The following is a 24,917-nucleotide window of genomic DNA, read 5'->3' as shown; positions in this document are numbered from 1 at the left end:
CGATCTTCACAGACGTGACCGTAGCATTGATCTATGTCACCACGCTGGGAGCCAAATGCCGATATCCGCAGGGGCCGTAGCGTTGTCCATACCCTCCACGCGCACTTGGTCTTCACCCCCAAGTACCGGCGCGGACCATTCACCGACGAGATCCTCCGGCGCTGCGAAGAGGTCATGCGCGACGTGTGCGCCGACTTCGGCGCGCAGCTGCGGGAGTTCAACGGGGAACGCGATCACGTCCACCTGCTCGTGCACTACCCGCCCAAGGTCGCCATCTCCCGGCTCGTAGGCTCCCTCAAGGGCGTCTCCGCCCGGCGCCTGCGGCAGGAGTTCCCCGGCCACATCCGCAAGTACCTGTGGGGTGAGCACTTCTGGTCGCCGTCCTACTTCGCCGCCTCGTGCGGGGGCGCCCCGCTCGCCGTCATCAAGGAGTACATCGAGAACCAGAAACGTCTCGGCTGAGGTCAACAGCGCAGACCCGTGCACCCGCGCGGGTCAGAACAGCGCCAAGAAACGCTTCCTCCCCAGCGTGAACGCCCGGGATTCCGCGCCAGATCAAGCTGAACCGGCTCCTGGAAGGGGACGCGGTCCGGAGAGGTGCTCCGAGTCACCGGACTCGGAGCACCTCTCCATGTGTGGCCACCGCCTCGCCGAAGCCCGCCTGCAGCCGGGCCACGGAGAAGAGACCGAAGCCGTCCCGTCCACCGGACTCACGGCGCGGTGTCACCGGCAGATCACCGAGCGGCCCCGTCACGTCATTCCCCGGAACACGTGACCCCTGGGAGCCGGTCCCCACGGGTCCGGCGGGCGGCGGACCGTATCGGGGTGGTCGCCCGGGTGCTGCGTACCGGCGGCGGCCGCGCCTCGTCCTGCAGTCACCCGGATGGCGGGACACCCGCATCGCTGGCCCGCCCGGGGCCGTGACCGGTTCCGCGGGGCTTCCGGGCCGTTGTGCGGCACCGTCCCGGCACGGCTCCGATTGTGCGCCCGCTCACTCATTCGGAACGTGTTCCTTGACGATGCTCGCGGGTCGGGGCAGGTGAACCCGGCGGAGCATCCGCGGCCGCGGATACCGGCGGCCGTCCCTGCTCGCAGCCGGATCCCGGCGTTCGATCATTCGCCCCGGCCCCTTGCAGACCCCTCGCGTCGTCTTGTCAGGGCATGACCGCCCCGGCTGGAACGTGAGCCTGCCACTCCTGAAGGAAGGACCCCCCATGAGAATCCGACTCCTCCGTGCCGCAGGCGCCTTGACCCTCTCGGGAGCGATCGGACTCTCCCTCGCGCCCGCGGGCTCCGCAGTCGCTGCGCAGAAGAACGCGACGGTCACCGTCTTCCACGGCATACCGGACACGCCCGTCGACGTCTACGCCGACGGGAAGAAGCTCCTGTCGGACTTCAAGCCAGGAAGCCTGACCGACCCGCTGCAGCTTGCCGCCGGCTCCTACGACGTGAAGGTCTTCCCCGCCGGCACGTCGCCCTCCTCCGGGAAGCCGGTCATCGAGAAGCAGGTCGATCTGACCGCGGGGTCCAACGCCACGCTGACGGCGAATCTCACAGAGAGCGGAAAGCCCGCTCTGAACGCCTACGCGAACGACGTCTCGCGCGTCCCGGGTGGGAAATCACGCCTCACCGTGCGGCACGTCGCGGCCGCACCCGCCGTCGACGTCCGGGCCGACGGCAAGGCCCTGTTCAAGGGCCTGAAGAACCCCAAGGAAGCCACCGCCGAGGTTCCTGCCGGAACCGTCAACGCCGACGTGACACTCGCCGGCACCGACAACGTGGTGATCGGCCCGGCGAAACTCGATCTCCCCAAGGGCGCATCCACCGTGGTCTACGCATGGGGCAGCGCCAAGGACAAGAATCTTGCCCTGAAGGTGCAATCCCTCAGCACCGGCAAGACCCCCGGCGCCCCGTCCGCCGGCGGATCCGGGGCGGCTGCGGCGGCCACCAACGACGACACCGCCTTCTACACCATCGCCGCGGGTGCCGCATTCGTGGCCCTCGTCGCCGGCGTACGGCTCACCGCCCGGAGGCGGTGACACTGCGCCGCACGAAAAAGCCGGCGGGACCGGGACACACTCCCGGTCCCGCCGACAGGCCGGCAGGGCCCGGACTCCGGGATCTCCTGCGGAGGGATGGCCGCGCCCCGTGGTGGGCGACGTTCGTGGTGGCGCTGCTGACCTGTCTCACCGCCCTGCTCCTGACGCTCATGCCCGTACAGGCCCCGTCCGAATTCGGCCCCGCCGTCGGCGGACCCGCCACCGGCCACAGCCCCGGTCCGGGGGCAGGCCACCGCGGCGCGCCGGGGCCCGACCGCAGGGTTGTGCCCGAGCGGCTGACGCTGCCCAGACTGGCGGTGCACGCCGACGTGGTGCCGGTCGGGACGACGGCCGCCGGCAACGTGGCGGTCCCCGGGGACGCCGGCAAAGTCGGCTGGTACCGCTTCGGCGCCGCACCGGGCTCGGCGGCCGGCTCCGCGGTGCTGGTCGGGCACGTCGACTCCCGTCGCGGAGAACGGGGGATTCTGGCCTCCCTGTCCTCCGTCCGGCAGGGGGACGCCGTCGTCGTGGCCGGAAGGGGCGGCCGGAAGGCGCGCTATGCCGTCGTCTCGCGCCGCTCGGTGGACAAGGACGCCTTCCCCGGGCAGATCTTCCGCAGGACCGGACGGCCTGCCCTGGTGCTGGTCACCTGCGCGGCGCCCTTCGATCCCGAACGCGGCGGCTACCAGCGTCTCCTGCTGGTCACAGCTGTGCCCGCCGGGCGCGGCTGAGGGCGCGCCCGGCAGCCGGGGCGCCTGTCTGGATGACCGGACCGGCGTCGCCTTCCGGTGATCCGTGACCTGCCGGCGGCCGCGACGTCATCTCGCTCGATGCCCGCCACAGCCGGCCGCGCCACTGACCGGCACGGGACACGAAAGCGATGGACGCCCCCGGAGCCCTCAAGGCGTCACGGAACGCTTCACCTTCGACCGGCCAGGCCCCTGGCCGGCAAACGTCAGGCGTCCGGGGCCCCGTCCGGCCCGGGCCCGGGTGTGTTCTCGCGGCTGAGGAAAGCGCCGAGAAGGTCGCCGACGGGGTGGCCGGCCTCCGAAGGGTGGCGCAGCGCGACGGTGGGGTCGATGGTGTAGCGGTTGCGGCGGCCCACCCGCTCGCGGGTGAGATAGCCGCCTGCTTCCAGGTCGGACACGATGATCTGTGCTGCGCGCTCGGTGATGCCGATGCCGGAGGCGACGTCGCGTAGACGCACCTCCGGATCCCGGGCGATCCGGAGCAGGACCCGCGCGTGGTTGGTCAGGAACGTCCACTGGCCGCTGCGTGCAGGTGAGGTGCTCATGCCCTCGATCATACGAACCCCACTTCGCATATCCCACTCATCCAGAGAACACGCATTAGCGAATTGTTTTTCGTGTAAATGTTGACGGGTGTAGCTTGCCGAGGTGATGCTTGAGGTGATTCCTCCATATCCGGGAAGGTTTCTACCGCTATGGAACGGATGCTCTCTCAGCGCGCCCACGGCAGCGCGCCCCGCCCCGCACGGGCGGGCCTCGCCCAGCCGGTGGCGGCGGTACTGACCGACCGCATGGACGATGTGGCGGTGGCCGAAGCCGCCGTCCGGCTGGCGCTGGCCCGCCGCTCCCCGCTGCTGCTGATCGTCGTGATGCCGCCGCGCGCCCCCGGGTCGTCCCTCGGCCCGGAATCCGCGATGGTGCGGGCAGTGCTCGCCCGGGTCATCGCCAAGGTCGGACCGTGCGGCACCGGGTACGTTCCCGAGGTCTTCCACCGGCCCGCCGGGAGCGCCTCGCGGCTGGCCGCGGCGAGGGAACTGCTGGCCCTGGCCGCCCGCCACCGGGCAGCCGCCGTTGCGGCCGCCGGCCGCGGCCCGGAGGGGCTGGACGCGTTCACCTTGACCGAGGCCGCGGCCCTGTACGGCGGGCCCTACGTGAAAGCAGCCGCCCCCGCCGCGGGGGTGCCGCGGCGACCGACTTCGCCGTGACTTCCGCTCACTGAAGTGCCCGGCCAGCGGAGAGGAAGCACCGCGCGATGAATGATCTGTCGTTCGCCGTCCCGCTGTGGGCCTGGGCGGCGGTCACGGTCGGCATCGGCATCATGCTCACCGTCGACCTGATCGCCCACCGCGACAGCCACGTGATCGGCTTCCGCGAGGCAGTGATCTGGAGCGGCGTGTGGATCGCCGTCGGGCTCGGCTTCGGCCTCCTGCTCTGGGCCTGGCAGGGCGCAGAAGTGTCCTCCACCTACTACGCCGGCTACCTGATCGAAAAAGCCCTGTCGATCGACAACGTCTTCGTCTTCGCGCTGGTCTTCTCCTTCTTCGCCGTTCCCGACGCCTATCAGCACAAGGTCCTCTTCTGGGGTGTCATCGGAGCACTCGCGGCACGGCTGGTGTTCATCTTCGTCGGCGCGGAGCTGCTCCAGATCTTCTTCTGGACCGCCTACCTCTTCGGCGCCTTCCTGATCTGGACCGGCTACAAGATGGCCGTCTCCAAGGACGAAGAGGTCCACCCCGACCGCAATCCCGTCGTCCGCCTGGTCAGGAAGCTCATCCCGACCGACCCCGCCTTCCACGGCGACAGGTTCTTCCTCCGGGTCAACGGCAAGCGCGTCGCGACCCTGCTGTTCGTGGTCCTGATCGCCATCGAGGCCACCGACCTCGTCTTCGCCGTCGACTCCGTCGCCGCCATCCTCGCCATCACCACCAACACCTTCCTGGTGTGGACCGCCAACGCCTTCGCCATCCTGGGCCTGCGCAGCCTGTACTTCTGCCTCGCCGGGCTGCTCCGCCGCTTCGCCTACCTCCACTACGGGCTGGCGGTCCTCCTCGCCTTCGCCGGCATCAAGCTCATCCTGTCCGAAACCCCGGTGGGCAAGCTCCCCATCCCCCTGACCCTGGGCGTCATCGCCCTCACCATCACCGTCTCCATCGCCTGGTCCCTGATCGCCACCCGCAAGCAGACCTCCGTCGCCGAGGCGGGTTCTGACAGCGACGGCGAGAGGACCCCGGCACCCGGTCGGTCCCCCACTGACCGCGACGGGGAAGAGGGCGGGGAAGACAAGGACTCCCGATGACGCCCACAGCGCGACGTGCGGTGGGAGCCGGACCCGCGCGGCGTTGCCACCGCTGGCGCCGGCTTCTTCCCCGGCGGAATTACATTTCGCGCATTTGCGTAGAGAATTGTAACGATGCTTACAAGATCGCGGAGTGCCCCAACTGTGCTCCAAACAGAGGGCATTCGCCGAGAAGCTCCCCGAATATGGAGTCTTGGGCAAGGCTGGACCTCACAGCACGAGCGGACCGTGGAATTTCTTGAGCGTTACAGCTTTCCGCAGTGAGGCGAATTCTGTACTCTCCATTCCGGTCGGTCGACCAGCATCCACTCCTGCCCCGCCCTCGGCGGGGCGGCTCAGCGCCCGGACAGGATCTGATGCCATGCGCCATATGCAACCTGGTGTGAGTCTCATCCCGACCGCCACTCGGGCCGTCTCCCTCGGGCCGGCAGCGGAGGTCCCGGGCCCGCACGCGTTCTTACGGTCGGCCGGGGCCGACCGCCTCTCGCCGCCTCCTTCGTTCAGGCCCGGCGGCCGGTCCGGTTCTCCCGCCGGAGTCCCACAGCCCTGAAGGCCGACTTCGAACAGCTCAATTCCGCCATCCTTCGAAACGTGGACCGCCGTACGAAGCCGCGTCCGGAGCCGGTCGGCCGGCGACGCGTCGGCCCGGCACGGGGGCCTGAAGGAGTCCGAATGCCCGAGATCGGCAAGCAGAGGTACGCGCCCACGGCTTTCCGGCAGCTCGAACCGAGCTTTGCAGCAGCCGGCGCACGCACACTCGCCGACCCCCACGAACCGCGAGGACTGCAGGTGTTCGTCGTGCACCCGCACCAGATGGTCAGACGCGGGCTGGAAACCATGCTGGGAGACCTCGCCCTGGTGGGGAGCACAAGCGTCTTCAGCGACGTCGGGACCGCACACCGGGAACTGGGAACCGCCCGCCCCGACGTGCTCATCTGCTGGGCGTCAGCCACCGACGACGTACGAGACCTGGCACTTGCCTGCCGGGAATGCGGCACCCACCTGCTCTCGCTCCTCGAAGGGCCGGAAGAGGGGCAGCTCGCCGTCGCTTCCGCAGTGCCGGCCGACGGGTTCCTTCTCTCCGCCGACCTGACCGTCGAATCCCTCGGCGAAGCACTCACCCGAATCACCAGGGGCGAGACGCCCCTGCCCGCCTCCCTGTCCCGAAGGCTCCTCGGGCAGCTGCGGGATGGAACAGCCCGCCGCTCCGAGCGCTCCTACTCCCTCACCCCACGCGAAAGCGAAACCCTCCACCTCCTCTCACACGGGCTGAGCAACAAACAGATCGCGAGATCACTCCACATCTCGCACCACGGAGCGAAACGGCACGTGGCCAACGTCATCGCCAAGCTCAACTGCCCCAACAGAACACTCGCCGTCGCGCTTGCACTTCGCGAAGGACTCATCCAGGAGACCGAGCGCCAAGAGACCTGACCGGCCGTCCCAGCGGCCGTGTCACCGGCCGCTGGGACTCGCCCGTGTCACCGACACCGCCTGCCGCCGGGGCTTTCGCTTCGGCGCCGGCGAGTGGACCACGGATGTGTTCGTGAGACGGAACGGCCGCCGGCCGTGCGTCCTCACCCACATCACCGCGGCGGCCTCGGCCTGAGTACGGGCGCGGCAGCCCGGACCGTCCGCGAACGGCTGCGCGGGCGCCCGGCCCGGGCCGACGGACGCTCCCCGCCATCGGCGTGCTCGCCCCTCATCCGCAGAGCACGTCGGCCACCGGAACGGCATCCGGGGAGGCGACGGCCTCGAGGATGTGCTGAAGGCCGGCGGCGATCGCCTCGGCGCGCCCGCGGTCCAGGACGTCGGGGCGGTAGTCGAAGCGCAGGGCGAAGCCTCCCTCCCCGGCGAACGCGACCAGGGTGAGCGGATAGTGGGCGGCGTCGCGGCCCTCGACGCTGTCGACGCGGAGGCCCGGCACGGGCTGTTCGAGTCCCGCCCGGTCCAGCGGGTAGTTCTCGAAGACCACATGGGTGTCGAACAACTCCCGCCGCCCCGCGATGCGTTGGATGTCTCCCAGCCCCAGGTGGTGATGGGGCAGCATGCGTGCCTGTTCCTGCTGGAAGCGGACCAGCAGCTCCTGGACCGTCTCCCCCGGATCGACCGTGAGCCGCACCGGGACGGTGTTGATGAACAGCCCGATCATCGATTCCATACCCGGGACTTCGGGCCTCCGCCCCGAGACGGTCGTGCCGAAGACCACGTCCCGCGTTCCGCAGGAGCGGGCGAGCAGCAGCGCCCATGCGGCCAGGAGCACGTTGCTGAGAGTGAGTCCGCCGTGTGAGGCGGTCCGCCGCAGGGCCGCCGTCAGTTCGTCCGGGAGCACAATGTGCACCGGCTGCGGCGGTACGGCCCCGGCACTGATCTCGCCTCCGGTCAGCCGCGTCGCGGCGTCGACGCCGGCGAGCGTCTCCTGCCATGCCGCGCGGGCGGCGTCCTGGTCCAACTGGGCGAGCACGGCGAGGTGTTCGCGGTACGGGGTGACCGCGGGCAGCGCGGCCGGGGCATCGCTGCCCGTGTGCGCGGCGTACAGAGCGAAGAGTTCGCGCACGAGCAGCGGCATCGACCAGCCGTCGAGCAGCAGGTGGTGGTTGGTGAGCACCAGCCGGTGGTCGTCGTCGCCGCAGTGGAAGAGGCTGAAGCGCATCAGCGGCGGCCGGTCCAGGGTGAAGCGCCGGCGCAGGTCGGCGTGGAGGAGGCGGTGGAGCACTCCCTCGCGGCGTCCGGCGGACACTCCCCGCAGGTCGGCCTCTCGCCACGGCGGTTCGACGGCGCCCTGGAGGACCTGCACCGGGCGGGGCAGGTCCTGGTGCACGAACGCAGCGCCGAGGTTCGGATGCCGCTGAAGCAGTGACCGCGCGGCCGCGCGCATCGCGTCGGCGTCGGGCTCGTCCCGCATGCGCAGCACGATCTGCGCCTGGTACACGTCGGGGGTGTGGGGGGCGAACAACGAGTGGAAGACCAGGCCCTGTTGCAGCGACGTCAGTGGCAGTACGTCCGTAAGGCCCGGGTAGTGCTCCTCGAGCTGGTCGACGTCCTCCTGCCTCAGGTCGACGAGAGGCAGGTCGGACGGGCTGCGTCCGCCGGCGCCAGAGCCGGCGGCGTGGGCCGTCAGCGCGTACAGGGCGCTGAACCACAGGTCCGCCAGTTCGCGCATCTCGGCTCTGCGGAACAGCCCCGCGGCCCAGGACCATTCGGCGCTCAGCACGGGGCCGTCGGAGCCGTCCGCCGTCAGTGAGTTGACCTCGATGAGGTGGCCGCCGGGCAGCGCGCCTTCGCTCTCGGTGCCGCTGTGATCCTCTTGCCCGGCGCCTTCGCCGCCGACGGCGAGGCCGTCGCCCTCGGCGGTGACCGACCAGTCCGCCTCGTCCGCCGCGCCGAACCGGCCGAGGTAGTTGAACCCGAGCTGCGGAGTGCCCAGTCCGGCCAGTTCGGTGCGCGTACGGGGGTCGAGGTAGCGCAGGACTCCGTATCCGACGCCGCGGTCGGGCACGGCCCGCAGCCGTTCCTTCACCCGCTTCAGCGCCCGTCCGAGCGCCGGGGTCGCCTGCCACACGTCGCCCCAGCCGCAGCCGGTGGCCTCCAGCCGTACCGGGTGGACGCTGGTGAACCAGCCCACGGTGCGGGAGAGTTCGACTTCCTCTGCCTCCCCGGCCCTCTCGGCGTGGATGCCGTCGCCGTCCGGGCGGCCGTGTGACTCCAGGTCGAGTACGACGTCGCCGGAGTCGAGTCCGCGCCGGCGGCGCCACTCCTCCAGTGCGAGGGTGAAGCCGGTGAGCAGGACGGGCTCGACTCCGCAGTGGAATGCGGCTCCCACCTCCGTCAGCAGCGCGCGGGTACGCCCCGGCGGCATCGTCACACGCAGCCGCTCCACGCCGGTGCCGGTGCCGGAAGGGCCCTTGCCTGCTTCCCCGGGCGTACGGGCCGAGGTGTCGGCCAGCGCAGGGTCGGGCCCGGACAGCGCCGACGACCACAGCGCCGTCTCGTCCTTGCGTGCGCCTTCCTCGCCCTGGCCGGCCAGGAGGCGGGCCCACTGTCTGAACGATGTGCCGGCGGGCGGCAGTTCGGGCTGCCGCCCGGCAGCGAGAGCTTCGTGTGCGGAGGCCAGATCGGGCAGCAGGATGCGCCACGAGACACCGTCGACGGCGAAGTGGTGCACGACGAGCACCACCCGTCCGTGACGGCCGGGGCCGAAGTCGAGGAAGACGGCCTGCACCATCCGGCCTGCCCGCGGGTCCAGTTGGTCCTCTGCCGCGCGCACCGCCTCGGAGAGCCGCTCGGCCTGCCGCTTCCCGTCCCCTGCGGCATCGCCGGCTTCGACGTGGTGGACGCAGTCCTCGGCGCGTACGGCTCCCGGCGGCAGGACCTCGAGCGTCCAGGAACCCGCGTGCTCCTGCGGGCCTTCGGGCGCCCCGAACCGCAGCCGCAGCGCGTGGTGGTGGTCCAGGAGCGCCTGCACGGCCGCGGCCAGCCGGTCCCTTGTCAGCCCGAGGGGAGCGCGCAGCGTCATCCGCTGGCTGAACTTCGTGGTCTCGCCGCCGTGTTCGCGCCACCAGTGCATGACCGGGGTGAGCGGCAACGGGCCGCAGGCCTCCTTCGCGGACGCCGCCTCGCCGGCCGCGCGCTCCGTCTCGCCCGTCGCTTCCGCGTCCGCGCCCGGGGTGCTCGTGCCTGCCGTGGCCGTGCTCCCGGCGCCGGAGCGGGAGCCCTTGCCCGTGATCTCCTCGGCGACGGTGGCGAGTTCGGCCACCGTGGGGTGCTTGAAGACGTCGCGCACGCTGAAACGCAGCCCGGCGGAGCGTGCCCGGCTGACGAGCTGGATGGCGGTGATGCTGTCGCCGCCCAGGTCGAAGAAGGCGTCCGTGACGCCTGCCGTGGGCAGGCGCAGGAGTTCGGCGACCAGGCCGCACAGCACCCGCTCGCGCTCGGTACCCGGCGCCGCACCGGCACCGGCGGGTTCTTCCCGCCGGGGTGCGGGCAGCGCCGCGCGGTCGAGCTTGCCGTTGCGGGTCAGGGGCAGGCGCTCCAGCACCACATGCGCGGTCGGCACCATGTAGTCCGGCAGCACCCGCCCTGCGTGTTCCCGTACGGCGGCCCAGTCCACGGAGTCCGCCTCTGCCCCGTCGGCCGGCACGAGGTAGGCGACCAGGCGCCGCTCCCCCGGCTGGTCCTCGCGGGCGACGACGGCGGCCTGGCCCGCGCCTCCGTGTCCGGCGAGCGCAGCAGCGATCTCCTCCGTCTCGATGCGGAACCCGCGCAGCTTCACCTGGCCGTCGGCGCGTCCGACGAACCCCAGCACGCCGCCGGGCAGCCATCTGACGAGGTCGCCGGTGCGGTACATCCGCGATCCGGCAGGGCCGAACGGGTCGGCGACGAAGCGTTCCGCGGTGAGGCCCGGACGGCCCAGATAGCCGCGTGCGACACCCGCGCCCGACACGTACAACTCGCCGGTCACGCCTGCGGGTACGGGCTGGAGGGCTCCGTCGAGCACGTATGCGCGCATGCCGTCGAGCGGCCGCCCGATGGGCACGCCGGGGCCGCTCCCGGTGCCCTCGCCGTGCTCGTCCGCGTCGAGGCCGGCGGCGCCGACGACGTGCCGGGTCGCGAAGGTCGTCGTCTCGGTCGGCCCGTAGCCGTTGATCACGCGCGTGTCCGCGCAGTGCGTCCGCACGGCGCGGACCGCGCGCGGCGAGACGACGTCGCCGCCGGTCCAGATCTCCTCCAGGGTGCGCAGCGCCGCCGGATTCTCCTCGGCGACCAGCTGGAAGAGGCCCGCGGTGAGCCAGAGGGTGTTGACCTGCTCGGCGGTGACGAGTTGCTCCAGCGTCCGCACGTCAAGATCGCCGGGCGGCGCGACGACCACTTCGCCGCCGGTCAGCAGCGGTCCCCACATCTCGAACGTGGAGGCGTCGAAGGAATGCGGGGAGTGCAGCAACGTCCGCCGCCGTGTGCGTCCCCGGCGGCCGAGGGCAGGGCCGAGCGCGAGGGCGACGATGTCGGCGTGGGTGACGGCGACGCCCTTGGGCACACCGGTCGACCCCGAGGTGTACATGACGTAGGCCAGCCCGGCCGGGTCGTCGGACGGGCCGGACGGGACGCACGGGCCGGGGGTCCCGGCCGGATCGGGCGCGGTAACGGATTCCGCGGCGCCGGTGCCCGCCGCGGCCCCGAGCACGGCGCCGTCCTGTGCGCCGCGCGGAGAGGGGCCGCCGTCCCCCTCGACCTCGACGACACGAGGCCCGCCGGGCCAGCCCCCTGCGCTCTCCTGCCCATTGGAGACGAGGAGAACGGGTGCCCCCGATTCGGCCACCACCTGCTCCTGCCGGGGACGCGGCGCCCGCGCGTCGAGCGGTACATACGCCCCTCCGGCCCTGAGGATCGCCAGCAGCGCCACCACCAGACCGGCCGAGCGCTCCATCAGGACCGCCACCGGCGTCTCCGCACCCACTCCGCAGCGGGCGAGGTGACGGGCGAGCCGTTCGGACCGGGTGTCCAGCTCGGCGTAGGTCAGGGCCGCGGGACCAGCGGCGCCGGGCACGCGGACGGCCACGGCGTCCGGCGTCGCGCGCACCTGCTCGGTGAAGCGCTGCGGGACGGTGCGGTGCGCGGAGCCGGGCAGCGCCGCGGCGGTGCCCCACTCGGTCAGCAGGCGGTGCCGCTCGGCTTCGCCGACCACCTCGAGCCGGTGGACGGCAGTGTCCGCAGCGGCGGCCACCTGCTCCAGCAGCCGCTCGAAGCGTCCGCCGAGCGCCTGGGCCGTGGCGGGGTCGAAGAGGGCGCTGCGGTACTCGAGCCGGCCGTCCAGCCCCAGGCAGCCGCCGTCCGCACCGCGGTGCTCGTACAGGCTCAGACACAGGTCGAACTTGGCGGCCCCCGTGCCGACCGTGCCGACCGAGGTCGTGAGGCCCGGGAGTGCGAGGCGCTCCGGCGGCGGTGCCGTGAGGGTCAGCATGACCTGGAACAGGGGCTGTCCCGGTGCGCTGCGCTCGGGGTTGAGCGCCTCGACGACCAGGTCGAACGGCACGTCCTGGTGTGCGAAGGCGGCGAGGTCGGATTCCCGTACGCGGCGGAGCAGTTCCCGGAACGTGGGGGCCTGCGAGGTGTCCGTGCGCAGCACCACGGTGTTGACGAAGAAGCCGACGAGCCCGTCCAGACTCGTCTCGGCCCGGCCCTCCACCGCGCTGCCGACGGGGATGTCGGTGCCGGCGCCGAGACGGGTCAGCAGCGCTGCCAGCGCGGCGTGCACCACCATGAAGAGGCTGGCCTGCTCCGAGGCGGCCAGGTCCGCCAGACCCGTGTGCACGTCGGCCGGAATCCGCAGGGCGACGCTGTCGCCGGCGCTGTCCGCCTGTTCCGGGTCGGGCGCCCGGTCGGCGGGCAGCGGTATCCGCCGTGGCAGGCCCCCAAGGGCGCGGGTCCAGTGTTCGATGCCGCGGGCGGCTGCGCCGGCCGTACCGTCCGCTTCGCCGCCGGTGCCGAGGACGGTGCGCTGCCACAGTGCGTAGTCGGCGTACTGGACGGGCAGCGGCTCCCACCGCGGTGCGCGTCCTTCGCGGCGGGCGGCGTAGGCGGTACCCAGGTCGGCCAGGAGCGGGGCGAGCGATGCCGCGTCGCAGGCGATGTGGTGCAGCAGCAGAAGCAGTACGTGTTCGCCGGGCCGGGTCGTGAACAGCTGTGCCCGCAACGGTGGTTCGCTCTCCAGCCGGAAGGCGTGCCGGGCCGCCGCGCCCAGCTCCTCGTCGAGCCGGTCCGCGCGGGTCTGAACGTCCGGGAGCCACACGCGGGCTTCTCCGGGCGGCAGCACGTGCTGTTCGGGGCCCGCGGTGCCGGGGCGTACGACGGTGCGCAGCGGCTCGTGGCGCTCCGTCACGTCGGACAGGGCCGTGCGCAGGGCGTCCCTGTCCGGATCCCCGGTCATCCGCAGCGCCAGAGGGACGTTGTACGAGGCGTCCGGCCCGGTGAGCGACTGCTGGAACCACAGCCGTCGCTGTGCGTGCGACAACGGGACGCTCTCCGGGCGCTCGCCGGCCGGCTCCGCCGCGGACAGGGGCAGTTCGGGTGTGTGTGTTCGCAGACGTGCGGCGAGCCCCGCGACGGTCGGGTGGCGGAAGACGTCCCGTACGTCGATCCGGGCGTTCAGTTCGCGGCGGACCCTGCTCACGAGGCGGGTCGCGAGCAGGCTGTCCCCTCCGAGGTCGAAGAAGCCGTCGTCCGCACCGACTAGGTGGCCGGCGCCGAGCAACTCGGAGTAGAGCGCGGCGAGTCGGCGCTCCTGCGGGCTCTGCGGCTGCTTGCGGGGCGCCGGTTGCGGCGCCGGCAGTGCGGACGGGGCGGGCAGGGCCGCCCTGTCGAGCTTGCCGTTGGCCGTCAGGGGCAGCCGGCCCAGCCGTACGAACACGGACGGGACGAGATGCTCGGGCAGCCGTGCACGCAGATACTCGCGCAGCGGAGCCCCGAAGCCCTCCGACGGGTCGTCCGTGCCGTCCTGTTGCGGGGCGGTGTCCGGGACGACGTAGGCCACCAGCCGGGTTTCGTCCGCCGCCGCACCACGGTCGGGCCTGGCGGCCACGACGGCGTGTGCCACTCCGGGGGCGTCGGCCAGTGCGGTCTCGATCTCTCCCGGCTCGATGCGGAATCCGCGCACCTTGAGCTGGTCGTCGGCCCGTCCCGCGTACTCCAGTCCGCCGTCCGCGCGCCACCGGGCGAGGTCCCCGGACCGGTACAGCCGCGACCCGGGCGGCCCGAACGGGTCGGCCACGAACCGCGACGCGGTCAGGCCCGGCCGGCCGAGGTATCCGCGTGCGACGCCCGCGCCCGCGACGTACAGCTCGCCCGTCGTGCCGGGCGGCACGGGGCGCAGCCGCTCGTCGAGCACGTAGAGCCGCGTGCCGGGTATGGCCCTTCCGGCGGGGCTGCCCGGTTCGGCGAGATGGCCGCCGTGCAGGTCGAGCCTGGTGGCGTGCACCGTGGTCTCGGTGATGCCGTACATGTTGACCATGCGAGGCGCTGACGGTCCGTGCCGCTCGTACCAGGGGCGCAGCCGCTCGGGGCGCAGGGCCTCACCTCCGAACACGACGAGACGCAGGGCCAGTTCACGGCCGCGGTGCGGTTCTTCGGCGTCGGCGCGGTCCAGGGAGAGGAACGCGGTGGGCGTCTGGTTCAGCACGGTGACGCCCTCCCTGACGAGCAGGTCGAGGAACGCGCGGGGCGAGCGGCTCACGTCGTGGCCGACGACGACCAGCCGCCCGCCGTGCGCGAGTGCGCCCCACATCTCCCAGACGGAGAAGTCGAAGGCGCAGGAGTGGAACATCGTCCACACGTCGTCGGGCCCGAAGCCGAACGGGGCCGCGGCGTCCTCCAGCAGCGTCACGATGCTGCGGTGCGGGACCACGACGCCCTTGGGGCGGCCGGTGGAGCCCGAGGTGTAGATGACGTAGGCGGCGTGCGACGGCATCAGGGGTGCGGACCTGCCGGCGTCCGTCACGGTCCCGTCAGCCGTGCGATGCTCCGGCCGCGCCCTCGACTCCCCTTCGGCCCGGGCGAGTTGATCCGGTGAGAGCGTCAGTACGGGCCGGGCGTCGGCGAGGACCGTACGGACGCGCTCCTCGGGCCAGCGCGGGTCGAGCGGCAGAAAGGCGGCACCCGATTTCGCCACGGCGAGGACCGCGGTCACCAGCTCCGACGAACGCGGCAGCAGCACGGCGACGGTGCGCTCGGGGCCGGCGCCGTGCCGGACCAGCCATCCGGCGAGCCGGTTGGCGCGCGCGTCCAGTTCGGCGTAGGTCAGGTCTTCGGACCCGGACCCGGACTCCCCGGAGGTCACCGCCACCGCCTGCGGTGTCCGCACGGCCCAGCGCTCGACCAGCTCGGGCAGCGTCAGAGGGGTTTCCTGCGCCTGCGTTCCCTGCGCCTCCGCGTCCCGGGCCCGGGATTCCCGCGCCTGGGGTTCCCGCGCCTGGGTCTCCCGCGTCTCCCGGGCGGCGTGCCGCGGCACGAACAGCCGCCGCTCACCGGCTGTCAGAGGGTCGATCCGCCCGGCGGGCCGGTCCGGGTCCGAGGCGAGCCGGCGCAGCAGCTGGGCGAAGCGGCGCGCCTCGGCCCCGGCCTCGCTCCCGGTGAACCGGGCGGGGTCGGCGTCGAGTTCGATGCGCAGTCCCCCTCGTCCTTCGGCCTGGGGGCACCCCCACCCTCGTCCTTCGGCCTGGGGGGACGATCCGGGGGTCCCCCACGCACATGCGTCCCGGTGGACGGTGACGGACAGGTCCTCGACCGGGCCGATCGCGACGTTGCGCATCACCATCGGCCGCCCCGCGAAGAGCCGGCCGTAGTCGAAGGGCAGCACATTCACGGCCAGGCCGAACAGCCGCCCGCCGCCTGTCAGTCCGAGGTCGCGGCGCAGGTCCTCGTAGCGGTAGCGCTGATGGGCGAGCGCCGAGGTCATCTCGGCGCCCACGGCCCGCACGAGTTCGGCGGCGGGCCTGTCCGCATGGACGGGCAGCCTGAGCGGCAGCACGTTGGAGGCCATGCCGGGCGCAGTGCGGACGTCCTCGTTCACGCGGCAGGCGACGGGCAGGCCCAGCATCACCTCTCCCCCGTCCCGTCCCCGGCCGCCGCCTGCTCCGTCGCCCTGCACGTGCGCCGCTCCCGTGCGGGCATGCGCGAGCAGCGCGGCGGCGGTCGTCACCAGCGCCGGCCAGGGCACGTCCAGTCGGCGGGCCTGCTCCCGCACCGTCTGCCAGACGGCCGCGGGCAGTACGGCGCTGCGGCGCACCGCGAGACCCGCCGCCGCCGAGCGCCCCGGCGATCCCGTCTCCCGCGGCGTGGAGGTCCAGCCGAGGTCACCGGGGCCGGGGCGGCCGGCCATCCGGCCCAGCCAGAAGCCCCGGTCGGCGAGGTGACCGGGCGAGGCACGGTAGGCGGCCTCGTCGTCCAGCAGTGTGCTCAGCGGCCCGAACTCCGCAGCCGTGGGCGGCTTCCCGCTCTCCATCGCCGCGTACACGTCGCTCAGCCGCCGCGAGAAGAGCGAGGAGCTGAAGCCGTCCAGAACGAGATGGTGTGCTCCCAGGTACCAGCACGTGCTGCTCTCGGAGAGCCGCAGCAGGGCACCGCGGAAGAGCGGGCCCCGTGCCAGGTCGAAGGGACGCGCCAGGTCCCTGCGCATCCATGCCGTCGCGGCGCTCCGCGGCCGCGGTTCGCCGCTCACATCCACGAACGGCACGCGCCAGTGAGGCAACCTGCCGGTGTGCTGGCGCGGTTCGCCGTCGGCTCCGACCGTGAACCGGGCGCGCAGACCCTCCGCTTCCGCGATCACGTGCCGGAACGCCGCCTCGAAGGTCTCCGCGTCCAGGGAGCCCCCGACCTCGACACTGATGCCCACGTGGTAGCGGGCCGAGCCCGGCGCGAGGGCCTGGCCCAGCCACATGCCGGACTGGGCGGTGGTGAGGGGCACTTCGCCCTGCACGGTGCCGTGCGTCGCGTCGCGCCCCTCGTCCGCTCTGCCCCCGGCCGGGAGCACGCTCATGCGGCCCTCGTTCCCCTCGATCCGCTCGTGCCGCTCATGCCGTGGTCCCGGGCGTGGTCTCGTCGCCCTGGAGGCGCCGCAGCAGCACCTTGCCGATCTCGCTCAGCGCGTCCGGGCGTCCCATCTCACCGTGGGAGTGGTCGACGGTCCGCACGTCCGGCTTGCCGCCGTCCAGATGCGGCAGCCACAGCTCCGCAGCGAGCTGCGCGTCGGTCTCGCGCGCGGCGAAGACCAGGGCGTCACCGGCGAACCGGCCCGGCTTGTGCGCACGGGAGAGCGAGCCGTTGTTCAGGAAGATCCGGCAGATCGCCGCGACTCTCGACTCGTCGAACGTGGCGAGCAGCCCCGTACGGTCGCGTGCGATCTCCAGGAACCTCGGATAGGTGAGCGTCTCACCGGCCCACGCGGCCGGGTCGTAGCCGAAGAACTCCAGCAGGAGCCCCAGAACCGTGCCCACGCCGCCGTCCGCCGGCGGCTCCCCTGCCCCGGCCGCCCCGGCGTCGGCCGGTGCCTCCCCGCCGAAGCCGCCGTCGGGTCCCGACGGGAACGCGTCGAGCACCGACAGCAGTCCGACCGGCTCACCGCTCTTCTGGAGCTGTACCGCCATCTCGTGGGCGACCAGCCCGCCGAACGACCAGCCCAGCAGGTGGTAGGGCCCGTACGGTTGCACTCGGCGTACCTGCGCGAGGTAGTCCGCCGCCATCTCCCCGATCGTGGCGGGCAGCACTTCCGTGCCGTCCAGGCCGCGTGCCTGAAGGCCGTAGACGGGCTGATCGGAACCGAGGGGCGTGGTGAGCCCCGCGTACGACCAGGCGATACCGGCCGCCGGGTGCACGCAGAACAGCGGTGGTCTGCTGCCCGAGTCGCGCAGCGGCAGCAGCACCCCGATGCCGCTGGCCTCCTGCTGCTCGCTCTTGGTCTGCTCGCCCTTCGCCGCCTCGCCGGAGGCAGCGCTGTGCTGGTCGCCTGAGGCCGTGGACGCGCCCGGGCCCGACCCCGGGCCGGTGACGGCCTCGGGGACCGCGCTCTCGCCCCCGTCTCCGGACTCGACGGCGCCGACGCTCCTGGCCGGGTCGTGCGCCACCGTCGTCAACAGCCGTACGAAGCGGCTGGAGAGGGCCTCCACCCGGTCCCGCCGCAACAGGTGCGGGCGGTAGTCGAATCGCAGGAAGAGGCGCTCGCCGCGCGCGGAGACGATCAGGCCCAGCGGATAGTGCGGGGCGTCGTCGCCGGAGGCGCCCGCCAGCGTGAGCCCCGGTGCCGGCTCGGCCATCACACCCTCGATGGGGTAGTTCTCGAACGCCATCACGGTGTCGAACATGTCGCCCATGTTCGTGATGCTGCGGATCTCGCCGAGACCGATGTGGTGGTACGGCATCAGCCGGGTCTGCTCCTGCTGAATCCGCACGAGCAGCGAGCCCAGCGACTCCTCCGGGTCCATCCGCACCCTCGTCGGGACGGTGTTGATGAACAGCCCCACCATCGTCTCGACGCCCGGGAGTTCGGCGGGGCGGCCCGAGACCACGGAGCCGAAGACCACGTCCTCGTTGCCGGTCGCCAGCCCCAGCAGCACGCCCCAGCCCGCCTGGAGCACCGTGTTGAGCGTGACGCCGTGGCGGCGGGCCATCTCCACCAGTGCCGTCGTGGTCTCCTCGGTGAGTTCGACGGCCACGTGCTCCGCCGGCAGCGGCTGCCGGCCGTCCTCCTCGGGGGCGAGCCGCGTGGTGGTGGTCAGACCTGAGAGCGCCTCACGCCACGCGGCTTCCGCCTCGTCCGTGTCGACGTTCTCCAGCCAGGCGAGGTACTCACGGAACGGCGTGATCGCCGGCAGGTCCCCGTCTGCGCCCCCTGCGGCGCCGACGGCCTCCCGGTACAGCGCGAACAGCTCCCGCACGATGACGGGAAGCGACCAGCCGTCCAGCAGGATGTGGTGCGTGGTCAGCACCAGCTTGTAGCGGTCCTCCCCCGTCGTCACGAGCATCATCCGCACCATCGGCGGCTGGGCCGGGTCGAAGGGGCGGCCCCGCTCGGAGCGCAGCAGCCGATGCGACTCCTGCTTCAGCCTCTCCCCCGACAGGCCGCTCAAGTCCTCCTCCCGCCACGGGAGTTCGGCATCGGCACAGATCACCTGTACGGGCTGGCGCATGCCGTCGTGCACGAAGGCCGCGCGCAGATTGCCGTGACGCCGCAACAGGGCCCGGCCCGCCTCCCGCATGAGCCGGGAGTCCAGGGCGCCCTCCAGGTCGAGTGAGAGCTGCACGGTGTAGAGGTTGTGCCGGGTCTCATCGCCCTCGCCGTCGTCGGCGTCGTCGGCGAGGGCGCCGAGCAGCACGTGGTAGAGCATGCCCTGCTGGAGCGGGGAGAGCGGCAGGACCTCCTCCAGATCCGGATGTGCCCGCTCCAGCTCGTCGATCTCGTCCTGGCTCAGATTCACGAGCGGGAAGTCGGAGGGGGTGCGCCCGCCGGCGCCGGGCTGCACCGCGTACTCGGCGAGCGAGTCGAGGATCTCGAACCACGCGCCGGCCAGGGTCCGTACGGTCTCCTCCTCGACGACGCCCTCCGGCCAGACGAAGGAGACCGCCAGTTCGGTGCCCTCCTCGGCGTCCTGCGTCAGCGCGTTGATGGACAGCGGGTGCGTCAGCGGCATCTCCGCGTCCGCGCCCGCGCTCATCGCCGTCTCCGGCGCCGGTGCCCAGTCGCGCTCACCCGCTGCGGCGGGCAGCAGGAACCGCCCGAAGTAGTTGAATCCGATGTGCCTCGGCGGCGCGGCGGCCAGCACCTTTGAGGTCTCCGGGTTCAGATAGCGCAGCAGGCCGAAGCCGATGCCCTTGTCCGGGACGGCGCGCAGTTGCTCCTTGACGCGCCCCAGTGCACGCCCCAACTCCTGCCCGTAGATCCGCCCGTTGCCCGGTACAGCTGCGCCGGGCGCGAGCCGCACCGGATACATGCTGGTGAACCAGCCGACGGTACGGGAGAGATCGGCACCCGGCACGACCGGTTCGCGGCCGTGGCCCTCCACGTCGATCAGCACCTCGCCCTCGCCCTCGGTGCCGAGGCAGCGCCCCACCGCGAGGGCGAGTGCGGTGAGCAGGACGTCGTTGATCTCGCAGTGGAACGCCGAGGGAATGGTGGTGAACAGGTGCCGGGCACGTTCCGCTCCGTACGTCAGCACATGTGAACGCGCACGGCCCGTGGTGTCGCGCGCCGGGTCCAGCGGGCGGCTCGCCAGCTGCGGCCCGGGAGTTGCGAGCATGCCGGTCCACAGCGGCAGTTCGGCGAGGCGCGCTTCCTCCTTCGCCTGCGCCGAGAGGGCTCGCCCCCAGTGCCTCAACGACGTCTCCACGGGCTGGAGTTGCGGCTTCCGGCCGGCCTCCAGCGCCTCGTAGGCGGAGGAGAGGTCGGGCACGATGATGCGCCAGGACACTCCGTCGACGGACAGGTGGTGTCCCATGAACATCAGCCGGCCCGGTGCGTCCCCGCCCGCGTCGAACCACAGGACCCGCACCATCGTGCCTGCCTGTACATCCAGTTCCTCCTTCGCCCTGGCCGCCTCCCGGCCGATCGCCTCGGCCAGGCCGTCGCCGAGCCCCGAGACGTCGACGCGGCGGATGCAGGAGGCCGCGGGAACCGAGCCGGGCGGGCGCACCACGAGCCGCCAGTCCCCGCCGGACATCTCAAGGCGCAGCCGCAGCGCGTCGTGGTGGTCGAAGAGGGCCTGGACGGCCTTCGTCAGTACGTCGTGCCGCAGACCGCCGGGCACCTGGAGCAGGACGGCCTGGTGGAACCCGTCGACCGGGCCGTCGAGTTCGCGCAGCCAGTGCACGATCGGGGTGAGCGGCACCTCGCCCACGCCGGACGTGCTCCCGCCGCCGGCCGCACCGCTCCCGGTCTCACGCGCGACGGCCGCGAGCGCCCTGACGGTCTTGTGCTCGAAGACGTCCTGCGGGGTGAGCACCAGCCCTGCCTTGCGGAGCTGGCTGACCAGCTGGATGGACACGATGCTGTCGCCGCCGAGGTCGAAGAAGCTGTCCTCCGGGGCGACTTGGGGCAGCCGCAGCACCGAGGCGAAGACGTCGGCCACCACGTCCTCGCGCGACCTGACGGGCTCCGGGTCCGGGGTCGCGACGGGCCCGGCGGGGGACGCCGCGCTCTCGGTTCCGGTGCGCTCGGGCACCTGCTCGGGCCCGGGCACCGGCTCGGGCACCTGCTCGGGCCCTGCTGCCTGCCCGGCCTCGGTTGGCGTCCACCTGATCTCGGGGTCCGCGGGCACGGCGGGTGCGGCAGGCGCGGCGCCCTCGGCGGAGGCGGACGCCTCGGCCCACGCGACCTGCCCGCCCTGCTCGGCTCGCTCGACCGGCCCGGAGAGCGGGCCCGGCGCCGGCAGGGCCTCGCGGTCGAGCTTGCCGCTGGGCGTACGGGGCAGCTCCGCGAGCACCTGGACGGATGCGGGAACGAGGTACGCCGGAAGTCGCCCCGCCAGCCATTCCCGCAGCACCTCGGGCTTCGGACGCTCCGCCGCGGACGGCACGACGTAGGCGACCAGCCCGGGTTCGCCGTCCGCGCCCTCGCGCACGGCGCACACCGCCTCCGCCACCCCGCCGTGACGTCCGAGTACGGACTCCACTTCGCCCAACTCGATGCGGAATCCGCGGAACTTGACCTGTTCGTCGATGCGCCCGAGGAAGTCGAGCTGCCCGTCCCCCAGCCACCGCACGAGGTCACCGGTGCGGTACATGCGCTCACCGGGCGGACCGAAGGGGTCGGCCACGAAACGGCCGGCGCTCAGTCCCGGCCTGCGCAGATAGCCGCGGGCCAGTCCCCCGCCCGCCAGATACAGCTCGCCGGGCCTGCCGGGCTCCACCGGCTGAAGCGCTCCGTCCAGTACGTAGGTGCGTACGTGGCCCAGGGGCCGGCCGATGGGCGGTGTGACGCCCTCGGGGGTCGCCCCGTCCGCCCACGCCGTCGCGTACACGGTCGCCTCGGTGGGCCCGTAGACGTTGAGCAGTCTGGTGCCGGGCATCGTCTCGCGCACCCGCTCGGCGAGGGGGGCGGGAAGCGCCTCTCCGGCCATCGACAGTGTCCCGGCGGCCAGTTCGAGCCCCCCTTGCTCGGTGAGCTTGGCGAGTACCGACGGGATCGCGCACACCAGTCCGCCGGACCAGCGCGGCGGGTCGCCGTCCAGCAGCGACAGCAGGTCCCGCACGACCTCGACGCGCCCGCCCGTGGTGAGCGCAGGGAAGATCTCGGCCACCGAGACGTCGAAGCTGAACGACGTGGCGGCCAGCGTGTGTTCGAGCGAACCCGGCCCGAACTCCGCCGTCGCCCACGCGATCAGCGCAGCGACGTTGCTGTGCGCGACGACCACGCCCTTGGGGGTCCCGCTGGAACCGGAGGTGTAGATCACGTACGCGGGGTGCGAGGGCAGCAGCGGTGCGGCGCGGTCGGCGTCGGTGAGGGGGGCGGGCGAGCGGCGGTCCAACTCCTGTGCGGTGCCCGCGTCGTCGAGGACGATCAGCGAGGACCCGGCGATGTCACGGGCCGCTCCGGCGGCGTCGGTGAGCACACATGAAGGGCGCGCGTCCCGGACCATGAAGCGCAGCCGCTCCGCCGGATACGCGGGGTCGAGCGGCAGATACGCGGCACCGGACTTGAGCACCGCGAGCATCGCGACGACCGTCCCGGCGGAACGGGGCAGCATCAGGCCCACGACGCGTTCGGGGCCCGCACCGCGTTCTATGAGAAGCCGGGCCAGTCTGTTGGAACGCTCGTCGAGTTCCCGGTAGGTGAGGCTGCTGCCCGACCGGTCGAGTAGGGCCACGGAGTCCGCGTGCCGGGCCGCCGACTCGTCGAGCAGACCGGGGAGGAGGGCCCCCCGGGCCGCGGGCGCCGCCTGCCCGTTCGCGTCCCCGCCTCCCTGCGCCCAGGACAGCACCGTCCGCCGCTCGTCGGCGTCCAGCAGGTCGAAGGCACCCACCGGGCGGTCCGGACGCGCGACGGCCTCCGCGAGCACACGCTCGAACCGCGCGCGGTGCGCGTCGAGTTCGCCGGCCGAGAAGCGGCCGGCGGCGCCGGTGAAGGTGACGCCGAAGGTGCACTGCCGGGGGTCCTCGTCGATGACGACGCGCAGTTCTCCGCCTCCTTCGGCACCGGTGCGGCGCACGGAGGCCGGGTGGTCGCCGAAGCGGACCTCGTGTGCCGCGGTGCGCACGTCGACGACCGGTCCGTACAGGCGGCCGCCCCGGTCCGCGACGCCGAGCTGGACGCACAACTCCTCGTGCCGGAAGCGCTGATGGCGGCGGACCCTGCGGCTCTCCCGTGCGACTTCCCGCACGAGCCGGGTGAAGACGGTGCCGGGCGTCACGGTCGTCCGCAGTGCCGCGACGTCGCCTGCCGCGCCCGGAACCCGCCGCGAGGAGCGGCTCGTGCGGCCGTCGACGGGAATGCCGAGCACCACGTCCGTGCCGCCGGTCAGTCGGTGTACGTACGCGGCCACGGCGGCCTGCAGCACCGCGCCGGGGTCGGTGCCGGTGTGCCGGGTGGCGGCGCGCACCCGTGCGCTCGCCTCGGCGGTGAGGGCGACGGTGCGGGAGCGCACGTGGTCGTGGGGCGAGGCGTCCGCGGACGGCGCGGCGCCCTTCCCGTGAGCGCCGGCGGCGCCCGTGGCGAGCGAGAGCGGCTCGGGCCGGTCGCCGTACCGGCTCAGCCAGAAGTGGCGGTCCTCGTCGTGTGCTTCGCTGTCGCGGTACTCCGCGTCCTCGGCCGCCAGGGACGGCAGCGGTACGAGCCTGTCGTCCTCGTGATTCCAGCCCTCCGTGCACGCCGTGTACACCTCGGCGACCCGGCGGGTGATCAGCGCACAGCCGAAGGCGTCGAGCGCGGAGGGGTGATGGCGGTGGAGCCAGCGGAAGCGCTCCCCGGACAGCCGGATCAGCGCCTGGCCGGACAGGGCCTCCCGCGGCTCCAACGGCCGTGCAAGTTCGGCACGTTCCCACTCCTGCGCCGCCGCCACGGGGTCCGTCTCCGCGCTCACGTCCAGCACCGTGAGCGGGAAGTCGCCGTGCGTCTCGAGGTGCGGCGCCTCTCCGCCGGAGGGCACATCACCCTGCGGGGCGGCGTCCCCCGCGACGCGCAGGCGCAGCGCTTCGCTCTCCGCCGTCACCGTGCGCACCGCGTGCTCGAACAGTGAGGTGTCCAACGGTCCGAATATCTCGACGACTTCGGCGAGGTACCGGCCGGGCCCGCCGTCGCGGCCCGGTGTGCGGCGCCAACTCTCCCGTCCGGCCGGGGACATCGGGATGCGCGCAGTGCGGTGGTCAGCCATGACTGGTCTCTCCCCGTGGGACGAGCGGGCTCTTCGGATAGTGGTGGAACCCCCTGCCGGCCTTGCGGCCGACGCTGCCGTCGGCGACGAGCTCGGCCAGCAGGGGGCACGGCTGGAAGCGTTCGTCGCCGGTGTGTTCGCGGAGCACGTCGAGGGTGTCGACGACGGTGTCGAGCCCGATGAGGTCGCCGGTGCGCAGCGGCCCCATCGGGTGGCCGAAGCACTCCTGGAAGACGCGGTCGACGGTCTCGGCGTCCGCGGTTCCCCCGTGCAGCACGTACGCCGCCTCGTTGACGGTGAGCATCAGGACCCGGTTGGTCACAAATCCGGGCCCGTCCCCCACGACGAGGGGGCTCTTGCCGATGCCCTCCAGGATGCGCAGCGTGCGCGCGAGGGTGTCGTCGCTCGTGTGCGGTGAACGTGCCACCTCGACGGCGTCCTTGAGCGGTGCGGGGTTCATGAAGTGCGTGCCCACGACCCGGTCGGGACGGCCGGTGAAGGAGCCGAGGCGGGCGATAGGGATGGCCGACGTGCACGAGGCGAAGATCGTCTCTGCCGGGCACAGTTCGTCGAGTGCGCGCAGGATCTCCTCCTTGAGCGGCTCCCGTTCGCGTGCGCACTCGACGACGAAGGACGCCTGCGCCAGGTCGGACAGGTCGGCGGTGAACTCCACGAGTGCGGCCGGGTCCGCCGGCTCTTCCCGCTCCGCGGCACGGGACTGCTCTGCTTGCCCTGGCGTCCCGCCGTTCTGCGGCAGACCGCTCTGCCGCCGCGCACCGTCCGTCTGTCTGCCGCGCAGCAGGCTCTTCAGCCGCAGCCCGGCCCGCAGCCTCGCCGCACCGCCCCGGCGGGCCTCCGCGTCGGGGTCGACGACCACGACGCGATGGCCGGTCTGTGCGAAGCACTGGGCCACTCCGGCGCCCATGGTGCCGGCGCCGACCACTCCCACCGGCCGGGCCGGCCCGATGTCCTTGCGTTCGCCCAC

10 protein-coding genes and 1 pseudogene are annotated in these 24,917 nt (G+C 72.6%); 7 read left to right on the top strand and 4 right to left on the bottom strand.

Annotated elements, in window-relative coordinates; all coding sequences use genetic code 11:
- Positions 1–33 precede the first annotated feature (33 nt).
- From tnpA to H180DRAFT_RS20495, 3 genes are all read left to right on the top strand, one after another.
- Positions 34–462 (top strand): IS200/IS605 family transposase, encoded by a 429-nt coding sequence (tnpA, locus tag H180DRAFT_RS20505; RefSeq protein ID WP_074466892.1) that lies wholly within the window; start codon positions 34–36, stop codon positions 460–462.
- Between the two features lie 752 nt (positions 463–1,214).
- Positions 1,215–2,039 (top strand): DUF4397 domain-containing protein, encoded by an 825-nt coding sequence (locus tag H180DRAFT_RS30810; protein ID WP_055487553.1) that lies wholly within the window; start codon positions 1,215–1,217, stop codon positions 2,037–2,039.
- Between the two features lie 125 nt (positions 2,040–2,164).
- Positions 2,165–2,770, top strand: coding sequence for a class F sortase (locus H180DRAFT_RS20495; protein ID WP_254666097.1), 606 nt, complete (start codon positions 2,165–2,167; stop codon positions 2,768–2,770).
- Positions 2,771–2,994: 224 nt separating this feature from the next.
- On the opposite strand, the gene H180DRAFT_RS20490 is transcribed toward H180DRAFT_RS20495, so the two are convergent.
- Positions 2,995–3,333 carry a helix-turn-helix transcriptional regulator gene (locus H180DRAFT_RS20490; RefSeq protein ID WP_055487579.1) on the bottom strand — a complete coding sequence of 113 codons (339 nt, stop codon included), beginning with the start codon at positions 3,331–3,333 and terminating at the stop codon, positions 2,995–2,997.
- 150 nt (positions 3,334–3,483) lie between these two features.
- Between H180DRAFT_RS20490 and H180DRAFT_RS20485 the strand changes: the two genes are divergently transcribed.
- The 4 genes and pseudogenes from H180DRAFT_RS20485 to H180DRAFT_RS30545 form a co-directional block, all read left to right on the top strand.
- Positions 3,484–3,993: a universal stress protein gene (locus H180DRAFT_RS20485; RefSeq protein WP_175437803.1), complete on the top strand. Its 510-nt coding sequence runs from the start codon at positions 3,484–3,486 to the stop codon at positions 3,991–3,993.
- 47 nt (positions 3,994–4,040) lie between these two features.
- A complete protein-coding gene (locus tag H180DRAFT_RS20480) occupies positions 4,041–5,084 on the top strand; it encodes a TerC family protein (RefSeq protein WP_055487552.1) in 1,044 nt (347 codons plus the stop codon).
- A 672-nt stretch (positions 5,085–5,756) separates the two neighbouring features.
- Complete coding sequence (locus H180DRAFT_RS20475) at positions 5,757–6,518, top strand: helix-turn-helix transcriptional regulator (protein WP_055487551.1); 762 nt, start codon at positions 5,757–5,759, stop codon at positions 6,516–6,518.
- Between the two features lie 40 nt (positions 6,519–6,558).
- Positions 6,559–6,693, top strand: a pseudogene (locus H180DRAFT_RS30545) (DUF4440 domain-containing protein); the annotation flags it as partial.
- A 93-nt stretch (positions 6,694–6,786) separates the two neighbouring features.
- Here H180DRAFT_RS30545 and H180DRAFT_RS20470 read toward each other — a convergent pair.
- From H180DRAFT_RS20470 to H180DRAFT_RS20460, 3 genes are read right to left on the bottom strand one after another with little or no spacing between them, the layout of a single operon-like run.
- Positions 6,787–16,611 carry a non-ribosomal peptide synthetase gene (locus tag H180DRAFT_RS20470; protein ID WP_055487550.1) on the bottom strand — a complete coding sequence of 3,275 codons (9,825 nt, stop codon included), beginning with the start codon at positions 16,609–16,611 and terminating at the stop codon, positions 6,787–6,789.
- A 34-nt stretch (positions 16,612–16,645) separates the two neighbouring features.
- Positions 16,646–23,932 carry a non-ribosomal peptide synthetase gene (locus H180DRAFT_RS20465; protein WP_055487549.1) on the bottom strand — a complete coding sequence of 2,429 codons (7,287 nt, stop codon included), beginning with the start codon at positions 23,930–23,932 and terminating at the stop codon, positions 16,646–16,648.
- Entirely contained in the window at positions 23,925–24,917 is a 993-nt protein-coding gene (locus tag H180DRAFT_RS20460; RefSeq protein ID WP_074466899.1) for a 3-hydroxyacyl-CoA dehydrogenase family protein, read from the bottom strand. The genes H180DRAFT_RS20465 and H180DRAFT_RS20460 overlap by 8 nt, the downstream gene beginning before the upstream one ends.

It is taken from the genome of Streptomyces sp. WMMB 322 (genome assembly GCF_900090145.1).
Lineage (GTDB): Bacteria > Actinomycetota > Actinomycetes > Streptomycetales > Streptomycetaceae > Streptomyces.
Note: the sequence above shows the minus strand (reverse complement) of the source record. Positions and strands in the feature narration are given on the sequence as shown.